Origin of the sequence: Rhizobium sp. BT-226, from assembly GCF_025847085.2 — a bacterium.
In the GTDB taxonomy this organism is placed as follows: Bacteria; Pseudomonadota; Alphaproteobacteria; order Rhizobiales; family Rhizobiaceae; genus Rhizobium; species Rhizobium sophorae.
The window spans coordinates 1,481,598-1,495,748 of sequence record NZ_JAOYTI010000002.1; the positions used below are offsets into that span (position 1 = coordinate 1,481,598).

16 protein-coding genes and 2 pseudogenes are annotated in these 14,151 nt (G+C 61.9%); 9 read left to right on the forward strand and 9 right to left on the reverse strand.

The window, feature by feature from the left end; translation table 11 throughout:
* The first annotated feature begins 11 nt into the window (after positions 1-11).
* On the forward strand, positions 12-413 hold the full coding sequence (locus OIU37_RS17560; RefSeq protein ID WP_264258160.1) for a GFA family protein: 402 nt from the start codon (positions 12-14) through the stop codon (positions 411-413).
* On the opposite strand, the gene OIU37_RS17565 is transcribed toward OIU37_RS17560, so the two are convergent.
* On the reverse strand, positions 410-1,006 hold the full coding sequence (locus tag OIU37_RS17565) for an Lrp/AsnC family transcriptional regulator (protein WP_264258161.1): 597 nt from the start codon (positions 1,004-1,006) through the stop codon (positions 410-412). The two genes, OIU37_RS17560 and OIU37_RS17565, sit on opposite strands and share 4 nt — an antisense overlap.
* 26 nt (positions 1,007-1,032) lie before the next feature.
* On the opposite strand from OIU37_RS17565, the gene OIU37_RS17570 reads away from it, so the two are divergent.
* On the forward strand, positions 1,033-1,419 hold the full coding sequence (locus tag OIU37_RS17570) for a RidA family protein (protein WP_264258162.1): 387 nt from the start codon (positions 1,033-1,035) through the stop codon (positions 1,417-1,419).
* Positions 1,420-1,464: 45 nt separating this feature from the next.
* Here OIU37_RS17570 and OIU37_RS17575 read toward each other — a convergent pair whose 3' ends face one another.
* Positions 1,465-2,169 (reverse strand): glutathione S-transferase family protein, encoded by a 705-nt coding sequence (locus tag OIU37_RS17575; protein WP_264258163.1) that lies wholly within the window; start codon positions 2,167-2,169, stop codon positions 1,465-1,467.
* A 114-nt stretch (positions 2,170-2,283) separates the two neighbouring features.
* Here OIU37_RS17575 and OIU37_RS17580 point away from each other — a divergent pair, with 114 nt between their 5' ends.
* Positions 2,284-3,174, forward strand: coding sequence for a LysR family transcriptional regulator (locus tag OIU37_RS17580; protein ID WP_264258164.1), 891 nt, complete (start codon positions 2,284-2,286; stop codon positions 3,172-3,174).
* 3 nt (positions 3,175-3,177) lie between these two features.
* On the opposite strand, the gene OIU37_RS17585 is transcribed toward OIU37_RS17580, so the two are convergent.
* Complete coding sequence (locus OIU37_RS17585) at positions 3,178-4,761, reverse strand: peptide chain release factor 3 (protein ID WP_264258165.1); 1,584 nt, start codon at positions 4,759-4,761, stop codon at positions 3,178-3,180.
* A 91-nt stretch (positions 4,762-4,852) separates the two neighbouring features.
* Here OIU37_RS17585 and dut point away from each other — a divergent pair, with 91 nt between their 5' ends.
* Positions 4,853-5,323, forward strand: coding sequence for a dUTP diphosphatase (gene dut / locus OIU37_RS17590; RefSeq protein WP_264258166.1), 471 nt, complete (start codon positions 4,853-4,855; stop codon positions 5,321-5,323).
* On the forward strand, positions 5,323-6,222 hold the full coding sequence (locus OIU37_RS17595; protein ID WP_264258167.1) for a GNAT family N-acetyltransferase: 900 nt from the start codon (positions 5,323-5,325) through the stop codon (positions 6,220-6,222). Before dut ends, OIU37_RS17595 begins: the two co-directional genes overlap by 1 nt.
* Before the next feature lie 6 nt (positions 6,223-6,228).
* Here OIU37_RS17595 and OIU37_RS17600 read toward each other — a convergent pair whose 3' ends face one another.
* A complete protein-coding gene (locus tag OIU37_RS17600) occupies positions 6,229-6,693 on the reverse strand; it encodes an Lrp/AsnC family transcriptional regulator (protein WP_264258168.1) in 465 nt (154 codons plus the stop codon).
* 112 nt (positions 6,694-6,805) lie between these two features.
* Between OIU37_RS17600 and OIU37_RS17605 the strand changes: the two genes are divergently transcribed.
* A complete protein-coding gene (locus tag OIU37_RS17605; RefSeq protein WP_264258169.1) occupies positions 6,806-7,708 on the forward strand; it encodes a DMT family transporter in 903 nt (300 codons plus the stop codon).
* A gap of 49 nt (positions 7,709-7,757) precedes the next feature.
* On the opposite strand, the gene OIU37_RS17610 is transcribed toward OIU37_RS17605, so the two are convergent.
* Entirely contained in the window at positions 7,758-8,276 is a 519-nt protein-coding gene (locus OIU37_RS17610) for a Dps family protein (RefSeq protein ID WP_264258170.1), read from the reverse strand.
* 279 nt (positions 8,277-8,555) lie between these two features.
* Here OIU37_RS17610 and OIU37_RS17615 point away from each other — a divergent pair, with 279 nt between their 5' ends.
* Positions 8,556-9,173 (forward strand): LysE family translocator, encoded by a 618-nt coding sequence (locus OIU37_RS17615; protein WP_182208953.1) that lies wholly within the window; start codon positions 8,556-8,558, stop codon positions 9,171-9,173.
* Positions 9,174-9,318: 145 nt separating this feature from the next.
* On the forward strand, positions 9,319-10,281 hold the full coding sequence (gene cysK, locus OIU37_RS17620; protein WP_240604237.1) for a cysteine synthase A: 963 nt from the start codon (positions 9,319-9,321) through the stop codon (positions 10,279-10,281).
* Here cysK and OIU37_RS17625 read toward each other — a convergent pair.
* Positions 10,220-10,918, reverse strand: a complete 699-nt coding sequence (locus OIU37_RS17625; RefSeq protein WP_264258171.1) for a hypothetical protein — start codon at positions 10,916-10,918, stop codon at positions 10,220-10,222. The two genes, cysK and OIU37_RS17625, sit on opposite strands and share 62 nt — an antisense overlap.
* A 109-nt stretch (positions 10,919-11,027) precedes the next feature.
* Here OIU37_RS17625 and OIU37_RS17630 point away from each other — a divergent pair, with 109 nt between their 5' ends.
* Positions 11,028-11,726: a hypothetical protein gene (locus OIU37_RS17630; RefSeq protein WP_264258172.1), complete on the forward strand. Its 699-nt coding sequence runs from the start codon at positions 11,028-11,030 to the stop codon at positions 11,724-11,726.
* Between the two features lie 93 nt (positions 11,727-11,819).
* Here OIU37_RS17630 and OIU37_RS17635 read toward each other — a convergent pair.
* From OIU37_RS17635 to OIU37_RS17645, 3 genes and pseudogenes are all read right to left on the reverse strand, one after another.
* Positions 11,820-12,254, reverse strand: a pseudogene (locus OIU37_RS17635) (magnesium chelatase domain-containing protein); the annotation flags it as partial.
* An 11-nt stretch (positions 12,255-12,265) separates the two neighbouring features.
* A pseudogene (locus OIU37_RS17640) lies at positions 12,266-13,567 on the reverse strand (YifB family Mg chelatase-like AAA ATPase); the annotation flags it as partial.
* A gap of 303 nt (positions 13,568-13,870) precedes the next feature.
* Positions 13,871-14,131, reverse strand: a complete 261-nt coding sequence (locus OIU37_RS17645) for a helix-turn-helix transcriptional regulator (RefSeq protein WP_372353417.1) — start codon at positions 14,129-14,131, stop codon at positions 13,871-13,873.
* Positions 14,132-14,151 lie beyond the last annotated feature (20 nt).

Genomic DNA, 14,151 nt, shown 5'->3' on the forward strand with positions numbered 1-14,151 from the left:
GGGATTTGCCGATGCATATTACCGGAGGATGCCACTGCGGCGCGATCCGCTATCAGGCGGAGATCGATCCGGAGCGGGTGTCGATCTGCCATTGCACCGATTGCCAGCGGCTGACGGGCTCGGCCTATCGCATCACAGCGCCGGCGCGGCCGGGACGTTTCACGCTCACGTCAGGCGAGCCAAGAGGCTACGCAAAATATGGCGACAGCGGTGGTCTCAGCCGGCAATTCTTCTGCCCGAACTGCGGATCGCCGCTCTACCGCACGGACGGCGACGGCAGCGCGATCGGCATCCGCGTTGGCGGCATCGACCAGCGGCGGGAGCTGGCGCCGAAAAGGCAGATATGGTGCCGCTCGGCCCTGCCCGGGGTGGAGAATATCGAACCGCTTCCGCGCTTCGAAGGCGAGGATTAGGCTGGGGCCGGCTCAACATCCCGCGGCATATCAGGCCAGCTGTCGGTGACGCCGGCCTGTACCGGACGCTCCAGATAGGTGGATAGGGCGATATAGCTGCGGGTGCCGGTGACACCGGGAACGGCATGGATCTGGGCGAGAAAAGCTTCCAAGGCCTGCGGGCTGGCGGTGCGGACCTTGAAGAGAACGCTGGCGTCGCCCGCGACCGAATGCATCTCCTCCACCTCGGGAAACTGCAGGACCTGCATCAGCCGCTCGCTCTTGCCCCAGCCGGCCGCCTCCACATGCACGAAGGCAAGCAACGGTTTGCCGAGGGCTGCGCCGTCCAGCGCGGCATGCACGCCCTTGATGGCGCCGGATAGTTTGAGGCGGCGCACACGCTCATGCACTGCCGGCGCCGAGAGGCCGACCGCCTCGCCAAGCCTGGCATAGCTCTGGCTGCTGTCGGCGGCGAGCGCGGCTAATATTTTTCGGTCGAATGCATCGATGACAGCCTGCTGCCTGCCTCCCTGCCGAAGATCGTCTGTATTTTTCGCCATTCCGCAAACTCCCCTTTCTGCCGAAGGATATTCGCCGATACTGGCATTCTTCAATAGGATATTCGGAGGAGAAAGAACTCATGGAGATGATCGCGCGCAATCCGGCAAACGGGATCTATGCAGCGAGCCCTGATTACATCCATGCGCTGGAGGTCAGGCATCCATCCCGGCTGCTCTTCGTCAGCGGCACCATGGGTCTCGATCAACAGGGAATGGCGGCGGCCGATCTGGAAGGGCAATTGGAACTCATCTGGTCCAATCTGCGCGCCATCCTCACCTCCGCCGATATGACGGTGGACAATATCGTGCGGCTGACAAGCTATCTCAGCGACGGCGCCTTTATGGAAGCGAACCAGAATGCCCGTCTTCGGGCGCTTGGCGGCCGCGCCGTGCCGACCACGGCGATCATCGTCGAAACGCTGCGCGACGACTGGCTCGTCGAGATCGAGATCATCGCCGCCGGCTGACGGCAGATCGGCCGTCGCACCGCAGGGGCGCGACGGCCGCGGCGATCAGGCCGCCTGTTTCAACAGGCCGAGCGCCTCGGCCAGATCGACCTCACCGCGGAAACCGCCGCTGCTTTTCGCGTCCTGCCGATGCTCGATCGCATGGGCAAAACGCACGGCCGGCTGCTGCTGCATGCGCTCATAGAGGCGATGCAGGCCGGGAAACTGCCGGCGGTCGACGACCTTGTGGAAGTCGTTCCAGCGGGCGATGCCGACGAAATAGGCGTCCGCCAGGCTTGGCCCATTGCCGAGAAGCCATTCGCGGCCGTCGAGCAGACGCTCCAGCGTATGATGCGCCTTTTCAACCGCGGCGATGCCGTAGGCCGTGAGGGCCTGCTTCTGCGGCTCCAGCGGATGCTCGATCGCATACCAGAGTGGGCCGAAGGCCTGGAAGAAGGTGGTGTTGAGAAAGGCGAGCATCTGGTTCAGCCGATCGAAATCCGCCGAGCCCTGCGCAAAGCCCAGACCGCTGCCGATCGCGCGGGCGCCGATATGGTGCAAGATCGCCATGCTTTCGCTGATCGCCCTGCCATCTTCGAGCAGCAACGACGGCGTTTCGCCAACCCTGTTGATCCGCTTGTATTCTTCGCTGGAGACTATTTCCGGCATCTCGACGCGGCAGAGCCGATAAGGCAGGCCAGACCATTCCAGCGCGACGATCGAGCCGAAGGAGCAGCCTTCCGGAACGCCGTAAAACAATATGGGGGACATCAATCGTTCCTTTCAGAATTGAACCCGTTTGGACACGATCAATGTGAGGATGTGGACGATCTTGCGGTAGAGGCTATAAATGCATCGCAATGTCTACATATCTGGAAGCTGACGATGGCGCTTTTCAACCTCAATGACCTCCATCTTTTCGTGCAGGCCGTCGACAGCGGCAGCTTTACCGCCGCCGCAAGGCATCTCGGCATTCCGAAATCGACGGTGAGCAAGCGGGTTGCGGAGCTGGAGGCACGGCTTGGCGTCCGGCTGATCCAGCGCACGTCGCGAAGCTTCGCGCTGACCGAACTCGGCCGGGAATTCTTTCAGCATGCCCAGGCCTCGATCATCGAGGCGGAGATGGCCGAAGGCATCGTGCGGCGGCATCTGGCCGAACCCGCCGGCAGCGTTCGCCTCACCGCCTCGGTGCCGACGGCGCAGTTTACCTTGACGGAGCATCTGCCGGCGCTGGCGGCGCGTTATCCGAAGCTCCGGCTCTCCGTGCATGTGACGGACCGTTTCGTTGATATCGTCCAGGAAGGTTTCGACATCGCGCTGCGCAGCCACCGTGGGCCGCTGCCGGATTCGGCGCTGGTCCAGCGGAAGCTCGCCAGCCATCCCTTCTACATTCTCGCCTCGCCGGATTATGTGAATGCCCATGGCGAACCGCGCCGGCCGGAGGAACTGGCACAGCATGCGACGATCATGACCAGCCTGACGGAGGACCAGTGGCGGCTTTATTCAGGCGGCGACGAGGTTCTCGTTGCGCTACAATCCGTCATGGCTGCGGATGAGCCTTATGTCTTGATGGAAATGGCCATGTCGGGGCTCGGCATTACCTGCCTGCCGACATCCGTCTGCCGCAAGGCGCTGGCAGACGGGCGGCTGGTGCGGGTGCTGCCGGAATGGACGGCCGGCAGCATCGAAACGACCATCCTGATGCCGCACCGCCGCGGCCAGCTGCCGGCGGTGCGCGCCGTCGTCGACTTCCTGGCCGAGCGGCTTGGCGGTTAGCGATCACGCCGCCTTGGCGGCGTGATATTCCTTGATCGCGACCATCTTGATCGCCGGATGGCGCTCGGATTCGTAACGCAGCGAGAAACCGTCCTGGGCGAGGAAGACCGGGTCGCCATCGAGATCGCGGGCGATATCGCCGCGCTTGACGGTGAGGAATTTTTCCAGATCGGCCGGCTGATCGGCCGAGATCCAGCGGCAGACGGAGAAACGCGACATTTCGAAGGAGACCGGCAGGCCGTATTCGGCCATCAGCCGCTCCTTCAACACGTCGAGCTGCAGGGCGCCGACGACGCCGACGATCGCCGGCGAGCCGTCTTCCGGCGAAAACAGCTGGACGACGCCTTCCTCGGCCATCTGCTGCAGGGCTTCCTTCAGCTTCTTCGCCTTCATCGCATCTTCCAGGCGCACGCGGCGCAGGATTTCCGGCGAGAAGTTCGGCACACCCTGGAAGACCAGCGATTCACCTTCGGTCAGCGTATCGCCGATCCGGAGCGTCCCGTGGTTCGGAATGCCGACGACGTCACCGGCATAGGCGGTGTCGGCGAGCTGGCGCTGCGAGGCGAAGAAGAATTGCGGCGCCGTCAGGCCGAGCTGCTTGCCGGTGCGGGCAAGCCTTGCCTTCATGCCGCGCTCGAGCTTGCCGGAGCAGATGCGGGCAAAGGCGATGCGGTCGCGGTGGTTGGGATCCATGTTGGCCTGGATCTTGAAGACGAAGGCCGTCATTTTGTCGTCGGTCGCGTGCACGGTCCTGGTATCGGCGACCTGGTCGCGCGGCGGCGGCGCAAAATCGCCGAGCGCGTTGATGAGATCGCGAACACCGTAATTGCGCAGCGCCGAGCCGAAGAAAACCGGCGTCATATGGCCTTCCAGGAAGGCTTGGCGGTCGAAGGGACGGCAGGCCTCGATCGCCAGCTCCGTCTCCTCGATGAAGACATGGCGCTCGTTTTCCGGCAGCCTGCCGGCCACGCTTTGCGGGCCATTGACCGGCGTTCCCTCGATTTCGGTATCCGAACCGCGCACCGTGTTGGCGGCGATATTGTAGGAGCCGCAAAAGGTCTTCGAGCGGCCGATCGGCCAGGTGATCGGCGCCGTATCCAGCGCCAGCTTCTCTTCGACCTCGTCGAGGATCTCGAAGGGATCGCGGCTTTCGCGGTCCATCTTGTTGATGAAGGTGATGATCGGGATATCGCGCATGCGGCAGACTTCGAAAAGCTTCAGCGTGCGCGGCTCGATACCCTTGGCGGCATCGATGACCATGACGGCGGCATCGACGGCGGTCAGCGTGCGATAGGTGTCGTCGGCGAAATCCTCGTGCCCCGGCGTGTCGAGGATGTTGAAGACATTGTCGTTATATTCGAAGGTCATCACCGAGGTGACGACGGAGATGCCGCGTTCGCGCTCGATCTTCATCCAGTCGGAGCGCGTCTGCATGCGATCCTTCTTCGCCTTGACTTCGCCGGCAAGCTGAATGGCGCCGCCGAACAGCAGCAGCTTTTCGGTGAGCGTCGTCTTACCCGCGTCCGGGTGGGCGATAATAGCGAATGTGCGGCGGCGGGAGACCGCCTCGGCGAGACTTTCGGCCATACTTGTAAATCCTGTGGAATTGCCGCGTATCTAGCGATTAAAGCCCGGCAATGCAATTGACCTCGGGCCTTAGGGCGCAAAGTAATGGGCCATGATCATTCATCACGATACGCGCCCGATGCTGAACCTCATCCGCTTAGCCAATGGCGAAGGCCTCGACCTGCCCGCCTATGAAAGCAAGGGAGCGGCCGGCATGGACCTGCGTGCCGCTGTCGACGAGGCAGCGCCGCTGACGCTTCTGCCCGGCAAGCGGGCGCTGGTGCCGACCGGCTTCATCTTCGAGATCCCCGAAGGTTTCGAGGGACAGGTGCGGCCGCGCTCCGGCCTGGCCTTTAAAAACGGCATCACCTGCCTGAATTCGCCGGGCACCGTCGACAGCGACTATCGCGGCGAGGTGAAGGTGCTGCTCGTCAATCTCGGCGAGGAAGCCTTCGTCATTTCGCGCGGCATGCGCATCGCCCAGATGGTGATCGCGCCGGTAACCCAGGCGCGGGTGGCGGAGATCACCGAGGCCAGCGAAACGATGCGCGGCGCAGGCGGCTTCGGCTCCACCGGCGTCTGATGGCAGAGCGCCTCGACAGCGCTGGCCTGACCTTCCGGCAGGACTATTTCGGTGACCCTGCCGGCTGGGCGGCGCTGGTCCGCCTGCTCAACGATATTTTCGGCATCGATATCGGGCCGCTGCAACAGCTTGGCGGACCCGACCCCACAAGCATGCCCTTCGGCTGGTTCGATGCCGAGGGCGAACTTGCGGCCAATATCTCAGTTTTCGCGCTGCCCTTCGTCCTCAACGGCAGGCTCGTCCATGCCGCCGGGCTGCAATCCGGTGCAGTGCGGCCACCATGGCGCAGCCGCGGGCTCTATCGCGACGTCACGGTAAAAGCGCTCGACTGGTGCGAACGGCAGGGCTTTGAAGCCGTCATCCTCTATACCGACAAGCCGTCGCTCTACGAACCCTATGGGTTTCACGCGATACCGCAGCACCGATACGAGGGGGCGGCACCGGCTCCTTCGTCTTCCGCCGCACCCGCCCGGTCGCTATTGCCGACGAATGCGGATGATCTTGTCCTGCTGCAATCGCTGCTGAAAGGACGCAGCCCGGTTTCAACCTCGCTGGCAGTCACAGGCAATGCGGCGATGTTTCTGATCAATACCCAGCTCGATCCCGATATCCGTGTCAGCTTCCTCGAAGACAAACAGGCGGTGATCGCCTGGAAGATCGATGAGGCGGGCCGCTTCAGCCTTCTCGACGTCGTGGCGGCGGAGATACCGTCGCTTGCCGCGATCCTCGCCGGACTGGAAATCACCCCCGCCTTCGTCGAGGTGCTTTTCCGTCCCGACAGGCTCGGCTGGGAGGGTGTTCCAAAATCGTTGGAAAGCGGCACGAGGCTGATGCTGCGCGGGCTCGGCGATGCCACCCCGGATTTTCCGGCGATGCTGTCGCCGATGGCGGAATTCTAGATCTTCCTATTTCCGGCGTGACAGCGGTGGCAGGCGGCGCTTGACGGGCGAGGCTTTGATCATCGCGGTGTTGGTCTCCGCTCTTTCGGCGACCCGGTCGAGGATGCCGTCGAGGTCGGCCATGGAGCGGATGACCAGGCGGGCAATGAAGCAATCCTCGCCCGTCACCTTGTCGCATTCGATGATTTCCGGAATTTCCTGGATGATACGCTCGACGATATGCAGCTGCCCCGGCAGCGGACGCACGCGCACGATCGCCTGCAGGGGATAACCGACGGCGGCGGGATCGAGATCGATGGTGAAGGCCTTGATGACGCCGCGCTCCTCCAGCCGGCGCAAGCGCTCGGCGGCACTCGGCGAAGAGAGGCCGACCTGCTGCGCCAGCTCTTTCAGCGAGATCCGCGCATTGCCGGCCAGCGCCTCCAGAATGGCCTGATCGATTTCGTCGAGCGATTGCATATCATTAGCCACAGCGAGTCATTCTCCTCGTATGATTAGGCGATATCGGCCACCTTCCTTTTTATCCTTATATAAAACCGCCCCTCGTCGCAATATTCTTATGCCATCGAAATGGAGGACAATCATGGGCAGCGACATCAAAAGAGGCACGGTGGAAATGACGGCAGCGATGCTGATCTCGGGGACGATCGGCTGGTTCGTCGTCATGTCGGGCCAGCCTGTCAGCGGCGTGGTCTTCTGGCGCTGCCTGTTCGGCGCGCTCACTTTGCTTGTCATCTGCGGCGCGCTCGGGCTGCTGCGGCCCGGCATCATCACGCTGCGCGCCTTCGGCATCGCCATTTTAGGCGGCATCGCCATCGTCTTGAACTGGCTGCTGCTCTTTGCCTCCTATTCGCATGCGACGATCTCGATCGCGACGACGGTCTACAATACCCAGCCTTTCATGCTGCTCGTGCTCGGCGCGCTCTTTCTCGGCGAGAAGATCACCGCCACCAAGCTGTTCTGGCTGGCGCTCGCCTTCGCCGGCATGACGGCGATCGTCCAGGCGAAACCCGGTGCGGGCGGTGCTGCGTTCGATAGCTACGGCCTCGGCATCCTGATGGCGCTCGGTGCGGCCTTCTTCTACGCGCTCGCCGCCCTTGCCGCGAAATGGCTGAAAGGCACGCCGCCGCATCTGATCGCGCTCATCCAGGTCGCAACCGGCATGCTGATGCTGGCGCCGATGACGGACCTTTCCCATCCGCCCGGCGATATTGGGTCCTGGGCGATCCTGGTGACCGTCGGCGTCGTCCATACCGGGCTGATGTATGTGCTGCTTTACGGCGCGATCCAGAGGCTGCCGACGCATTTGACCGGCGCCCTCTCCTTCATCTATCCGATCGCGGCGATCCTCGTCGACCGGCTGGCCTTCGGCCATGCGCTGCAGCCGATGCAGATATTAGGTGCGGCGATCATTCTCCTTGCCGCAGCGGGCATGAATCTCGGCTGGACGCCGCGGTGGCTGCGGCCGCGGGCGCTGGAGAGCTGAGAACCGGGCATGTCCCGGGCATGGCAAGCACGCCCGGGAGATGCCGATATTATTTCTGCCCGCGCGTCGTTTCGAACAGGAACCAGGTGCGGCGCTCGGCCTCATCGATCCAGTTCTCGATCAGGCTGGCGCTCGCGACATCATTATGCTCGTCGCAGAGGTCATGCACCTCGCGCAGCAGCGAAACGAGCTGAGCATTGTCCTCGCGCAGTTCCGACAACATGTCCTCGGGCGTGACGAAATCCGCGTCATTGTCCGAAATGCGCTGCTGGCGGGCGATCTGGCCGATGGAGCGCAGCGTCGTGCCGCCGATCTTACGGGCACGCTCGGCAATGTCGTCGGTCATAGCGAAGATCTGCTCTGCCTGTTCGTCGAGCAACAGATGATAATCGCGAAAATGCGGGCCGGACATGTGCCAGTGGAAATTCTTGGTCTTGAGATAGAGCGCGAAGACATCGGCGAGCAGCGCGGTGAGTGCTGCCGAAATATCGGTGATGGCATTGGTCGGCAGATTCGAAGGGGTCTTCAGGGGCGCAAGTCTGGTCTTCTCGGCCTGTGTGGGGGACATCCGTTTTCTCCTTGGGGTGACGAAGCGATATTGGGGACCTGATAGGGCGGCGGCGACGACATTTTGATGAAGACGAGGTGACGATGGGTGCCCGTCTAAGATCTTCCCCGCAACAGATACGGGAGGCTCGCGGTTCTTCAAGGTCATGGGCAGCCGGCGGCCGGGCATTCTTTCCGATACGGCCACGCATTTCTGCCGGTGATTCATCCATCAACGCCGGCGGATTGATGGTTGCAGGCACCGGATATAAAACAGCGAGGAAAAAGAAGGGAGCGCATCATGAGCCTTGCCGCCTTGCTGACCTATGCCGGAGCACTGTTCATCGCCGCAGCCATTCCGGGACCGGGGATCACTGCGATTGTCGCACGCGCGCTCGGCTCGAATTTCCGCGAGACCTTCTTCATGGGCCTCGGCCTGGTGCTCGGCGACATGGCCTATCTGACAGCGGTCATTCTCGGCCTTGCCTTCGTGGCGCAAACCTTCACCGAGGTGTTCATCGCCATCAAGATCGCCGGCGTCCTCTATCTCGGCTACATCGCGTGGAAACTCTGGACGGCAGGGCTGTTGCCGCAGGATATCGCGGCGCGGAAATCCACCAATATCGGCATGTCCTTCCTCTCCGGCCTGCTGGTGACGCTCGGCAATCCGAAGACGATGCTCTTCTATGTCGCCTTGGTGCCGACGCTGATCGATATCGGCAATATCGGCCTGCGCGACTATGCGCTCCTGCTGACCACCACCTTTGTGGTGCTGATCGTCGTGCTCGTGCCCTATATGCTGCTTGCCTCGCGGGCTCGCACGATGCTGAAGCAGCCGCGGGCCTTGCAGGCGCTGAACCGGGTTGCCGCCGGCATCCTCGCCGGCACGGCCGCCTTCATCGCTACGCGGGCGGCCTGAAATAAACATTCGGCAAGAAACGGTTTTCAAAGGTTTTTTTCTCTCCTGATCGCCTCTCCAAGTCGAACGCGGTCTGGCCTAGACGGGCCTTTGACCCTATTCTCCCCCTCGATTTCAGGAGCAGGATTTCAAAGGGAGAGCACCCATGTCGCACAAGCCCGGCCGCGGCCGCATCTATTCCTCGATCACCGAGACCATCGGCGACACGCCGCTCGTGCGCTTCGACAAGCTGGCGCGGGAAAAAGGCGTCGTGGCGAACCTGATCGGCAAGCTCGAATTCTTCAACCCGATCGCATCCGTGAAGGACCGTATCGGCGTCGCGATGATCGAGGGCCTCGAAGCGCAAGGCAAGATCACCCCCGGCAAGACGGTGCTGATCGAGCCGACCTCCGGCAATACCGGCATCGCGCTCGCCTTTGCCGCCGCCGCCAAGGGCTATCGGCTGATCCTCACCATGCCGGAGACGATGTCGGTCGAGCGCCGCAAGATGCTGGCGCTGCTCGGCGCCGAGCTGGTGCTGACCGAGGGGCCAAAGGGCATGAAGGGCGCCATCGCCAAGGCCGAGGAACTGGCGGCGTCGCTTCCCGATGCCGTCATTCCACAGCAGTTCGAAAACCCTGCCAATCCCGAGATCCACCGCAAGACGACGGCCGAGGAAATCTGGAACGATACCGACGGCACGGTCGATATCGTCGTCTCCGGCATCGGCACCGGCGGCACGATCACCGGCGTCGGACAGGTGCTGAAAAGCCGTAAGCCCGAGATCAAGATCATCGCCGTCGAGCCGGCCGATTCGCCGATCCTCTCCGGCGGCAATCCCGGCCCGCACAAGATCCAGGGCATCGGCGCCGGCTTCGCGCCAAAAATCCTCGATACCGGCATCTATGACGAGGTCGTCACGGTGACCAACGACGAGGCTTTCGAACAGGCGCGCCTGGTCGCCCGGCTCGAAGGCGTGCCGGTCGGCATCTCCTCGGGTGCGGCACTAACGGCCGCCATCAAGGTCGGCATCCGTCCCGAGAACACCGGCAAGAACATCGTCATCATCATCCCCTCCTTCGCCGAACGCTATCTCTCGACAGCGCTGTTCGAGGGGTTGGGGAGCTGAGGCAGGGCTTTTGGCGGGTCACTTTCCGGTTATTTATCTTGCAGAGCATCGGGGCGCTTTCGGCGCCCCTTCTTTTTACGCCGTGACGTGTATCCAAAACCGCAGAGCCTCTAATCGCAGTCGGATGAGAAGTTCCGTGGTAGATCAGTTCGTTCCACGCGGTTGTTGTCGATCTCGATTCGGCCGTCGTCAGTCGAGAGTGACCCTGGTCGCGGTTTCGTTGCATCATGATCTCCTCAACTTTTCCGGTGAGGCGGACGTCACACCCAGTTCCGCAGTTCGAATACAGAAGGCTACGCTGATCGCGCGGAAGTTTTTGCACATTCACGAAGAATGCTGTCATTCCCATTTGACGGTCGTAGAGCAGTCCCTGCTCTCCCATGAACAAGAATTTTCCGCTCGTGGTGACGGTTTTCCCCTTCATTTCGTTGTAATCGACTTGAAGATCAGTCCACGAAATCTCGGCACCTTCCGCACTTTGCTTTGCAGAACCCGAGGGCGCTCCAAATAGTTCGTCGTAGCAGTAGAGCCGGTCTTTCCCGTCAGCAATCTTCCGGCACGCAAATACATCGCCAGCAAAGGCGTCGGACGTTCCACCGGCAACTACACCGAGTAACGCGAGCACAACGATCTTCATATGAATCTCCATTTGTTAAACAGAGTATTGCACAGAAAAGTTGTAGAACCGTATCAAGTGGATGGCGATGCCCGCTAGACTGCCGTGATTATGTTGATTCGATTTGAAGGTGAGCGATGAAAGACGCCGTTCGAGCCGGAGCATTATTGCGTCGGCGGTCCTCTTTGTATTCTTCCTGTATCTCGTTTTTACAGGCGCAGACGAGGGCCGGTTTATCACGGTGGCAGTGATCTTTGTGTTCACGGTTCTCGCCACAAGGCTCGATGACATAACAAACCTGACTTTCGGCGCTACCGGCGTTCAGGCGGCTCTTGAAAAGAAACTGCGCGAAGCCGAGGCTACGGTAACTCAGTTGCAACGGATAGCCGAGCTATTTGGTCGGATCGGCGTAGAACAGATTTCGATGAGTAACCGCATGCTTGGATTGTCGTCGAGACAGAAGCGCGAATTCATCACCAGCATCGAGCAGGAATTAAGGGCAATTGGTGTCTCTGATGAACGGGTCAAGAGCGTTCTCTCCACTCAACGGGATTTCGACATCTTCGACTATTATCACTGGGTCGCACAGGCGCTAACGGTTGATCCAACTCAGAATGAGGTAGTTGCGTACACCAGTTTTATCTCCGAATTTCCTAACGTAGACATCGGCTCCACTCCCTCACCGGATGAGGTCGAGGCGTTTCTGGCGCGGAATGGTGTGACCCGAGGCGAAGGTATTGAACGTCTGAAAGATTGGAGACATTACGAGGCAACTGGCAAACACCTTAGACTGGATCTATGGGACCACAGGCATGATCTTCCCAAATGAAAATCTCAAATTCATATAAATTGGATTTTGATGCGTAGAGGGTTTTAGAGGGCAAGCAGGGGGGACCCCTCGGCTGAGAGTCAAATTAATCGACCCCGATCTTAAGAGGTTATGGCCGCCGGCGGCCGCCACCTCGAGCGCCCGCTTGGCGCTTTCCTGGCCCTTGATCTCGGCAAGATCCGGCAGGTTTGTGGCATTGGCGCGGATCGACGCCTCCGGCCGAGATAGGACCCGCGTGCCGCGGAAATGATTGGCAAGGGCGATCAGGCTGCGGGGTGCCAGGATATCGCCGTCCGAACCCGCCCAGGCGGCTTCGGCGCCGCTTTCGGCCGGGCAGATCAGCCCCTTGCCGAGCGCATTGGCGCCGATCGCAGCCGGCAGCGCGCCTGAGATGGCGGCGATCGTTCCGTCGAGGTTGAGTTCGCCGACGACGACAAAGTCCGACAGGGCATCGGCGGGAATGGCGCCGAGGGCGGCCTGCACGCGCTCGCGGCTTTTGGCAACCGCCTTGTCAAACAATCCGACAATTGCCCCTTTTTTTACGCAGCCGCCGTCAACCTCTCACCCGCGATCCTGTAAGAGATCGCTTCCGCGAGATGGATGCGGCCGACGGTCGACTTGCCGTCGAGGTCGGCCAGTGTGCGGGCGACCTTCAGCACGCGGTGGTAACCGCGGGCGGAGAATTTCATCTTCTCGGCGGCGTCGCGCAGCAGCTGCAGGCCGCTAGCATCGGGCTCGGCCAGTTTCTCGATCATCGCGGTGGAGCAGCGGGCATTCGTGCCGATGCCCTTTGCGCCAGTGCTTTCGAAGCGCTCCTGTTGGATTTCGCGGGCGCGGGCGACGCGGCGGGCGACGTCGGCGCTGGTTTCGGCGGCCATCGGCCGGATCAGATCGGCAGCGGAGACGGCCGGCACGTCGATGCGGATATCGATGCGATCCATCAACGGGCCGGAGATGCGGGCCTGGTAATCGCTCATGCAGCGCGGGCCGCGGGCACAGGTATGGCCGGGCTCGCCGGCCATGCCGCAGCGGCAGGGGTTCATCGCCGCGATCAGCTGGAATTTCGCCGGATAGGAGACGCGGTGATTGGCGCGCGCAATGACGCATTCGCCGCCTTCGAGCGGCTGGCGCAGCGCATCGAGCGCCTGCGGCGTGAATTCGGGAAACTCGTCGAGAAAGAGCACGCCGTGATGGGCAAGCGAGGCTTCGCCCGGACGGGCGCGCAGGCCGCCGCCGACGAGGGCGGCCATGGTGGCGGAATGATGCGGGGTGCGGAAGGGCCTACGATCGGAAAGCTTGCCGCCGGAGAGCTGGCCGGCGATCGAATGGACCATCGACACCTCCAGCAGCTCGGCGGCCGAAAGCGGCGGCAGGATCGACGGCAGTCTTGCCGCCAGCATCGACTTGCCGGAGCCCGGAGGACCGACCATCAGCAGATTATGACCGCCGGCCGCGGCCACCTCGAGCGCCCGCTTGGCGCTTTCCTGGCCCTTGATCTCGGCAAGATCCGGCAGGTTTGCGGCATTGGCGCGGATCGACGCTTCCGGCCGAGACAGGACCTGCGTGCCGCGGAAATGATTGGCGAGGGCGATCAGGCTGCGCGGGGCGAGAATATCGACTTCGGCGCCCGCCCAGGCGGCTTCGGCGCCGCTTTCGGCCGGGCAGATCAGCCCCTTGCCGAGCGCATTGGCGCCGATCGCAGCCGGCAGCGCGCCTGATATGGCGGCGATCGTGCCGTCGAGATTGAGCTCGCCGACGACGACAAAATCCGACAGCGCATCGGCGGGAATGGCGCCGAGGGCGGCCATCAGGGCAAGGGCGATCGGCAGGTCGAAATGCGAGCAAATGCCACGTTTGTGATTTTGTATGCAGGAGGGCGGGCGAATTCGCTCAAAGGATAGGAAGAGGTCGACAGTCAATCCCCATTTAAATGAAGTATGCGTGCCGATCGCCCCTAGGCGATCGAACAGCACGCATTCCGCTTAGAAGACAAGGCCGAGGAGCGGAGCCTACTTCGCAGCGGACGAGGTCTTGTCGTCAAAGTGACAAAAGAAGTCGGCCGACAGGCCGTCATTTCCGGCGAAGCCGCTCTGGACCCCGACCGGAGGAAGGGGCTTTGAGACTCGCGGTCTCAGCAGTGTCAGTTACTCAGGTCGCTCATCATCATAAGATCCGATCACAAAGCTTGCTCGGATACCCCATCCTTCTGCCCCAGTCGGCTGAAGAAACGCGACGCCGCATTTCCCGTAGTGGCGAACCAGCTTTTCGACGCTCGCGATGCCGGCGGAACCCTTTTCGATCATATAGATCGTGCGAGGACTTATACCGGAATGCTCCGCCACCTCGGACTGAGTTTGCCCGAGCATAAGTCGTGCGACAGCAAGGATTCGTGACGGCGGCCTCATTCCGCCTTGGTGTCACCAAA

Excerpts from the sequence above, each read along its gene's own strand:
- OIU37_RS17560 (WP_264258160.1), top strand. The coding sequence starts at position 12 with ATGCATATTACCGGAGGATGCCACTGCGGCGCGATCCGCTATCAGGCG.
- OIU37_RS17570 (WP_264258162.1), top strand. The coding sequence starts at position 1,033 with ATGGAGATGATCGCGCGCAATCCGGCAAACGGGATCTATGCAGCGAGC.
- OIU37_RS17575 (WP_264258163.1), bottom strand. The coding sequence starts at position 2,169 with ATGTCCCCCATATTGTTTTACGGCGTTCCGGAAGGCTGCTCCTTCGGC.
- OIU37_RS17580 (WP_264258164.1), top strand. The coding sequence starts at position 2,284 with ATGGCGCTTTTCAACCTCAATGACCTCCATCTTTTCGTGCAGGCCGTC.
- OIU37_RS17585 (WP_264258165.1), bottom strand. The coding sequence starts at position 4,761 with ATGGCCGAAAGTCTCGCCGAGGCGGTCTCCCGCCGCCGCACATTCGCT.
- dut (WP_264258166.1), top strand. The coding sequence starts at position 4,853 with ATGATCATTCATCACGATACGCGCCCGATGCTGAACCTCATCCGCTTA.
- OIU37_RS17595 (WP_264258167.1), top strand. The coding sequence starts at position 5,323 with ATGGCAGAGCGCCTCGACAGCGCTGGCCTGACCTTCCGGCAGGACTAT.
- OIU37_RS17605 (WP_264258169.1), top strand. The coding sequence starts at position 6,806 with ATGGGCAGCGACATCAAAAGAGGCACGGTGGAAATGACGGCAGCGATG.
- OIU37_RS17610 (WP_264258170.1), bottom strand. The coding sequence starts at position 8,276 with ATGTCCCCCACACAGGCCGAGAAGACCAGACTTGCGCCCCTGAAGACC.
- OIU37_RS17615 (WP_182208953.1), top strand. The coding sequence starts at position 8,556 with ATGAGCCTTGCCGCCTTGCTGACCTATGCCGGAGCACTGTTCATCGCC.
- cysK (WP_240604237.1), top strand. The coding sequence starts at position 9,319 with ATGTCGCACAAGCCCGGCCGCGGCCGCATCTATTCCTCGATCACCGAG.
- OIU37_RS17625 (WP_264258171.1), bottom strand. The coding sequence starts at position 10,918 with ATGAAGATCGTTGTGCTCGCGTTACTCGGTGTAGTTGCCGGTGGAACG.
- OIU37_RS17645 (WP_372353417.1), bottom strand. The coding sequence starts at position 14,131 with ATGAGGCCGCCGTCACGAATCCTTGCTGTCGCACGACTTATGCTCGGG.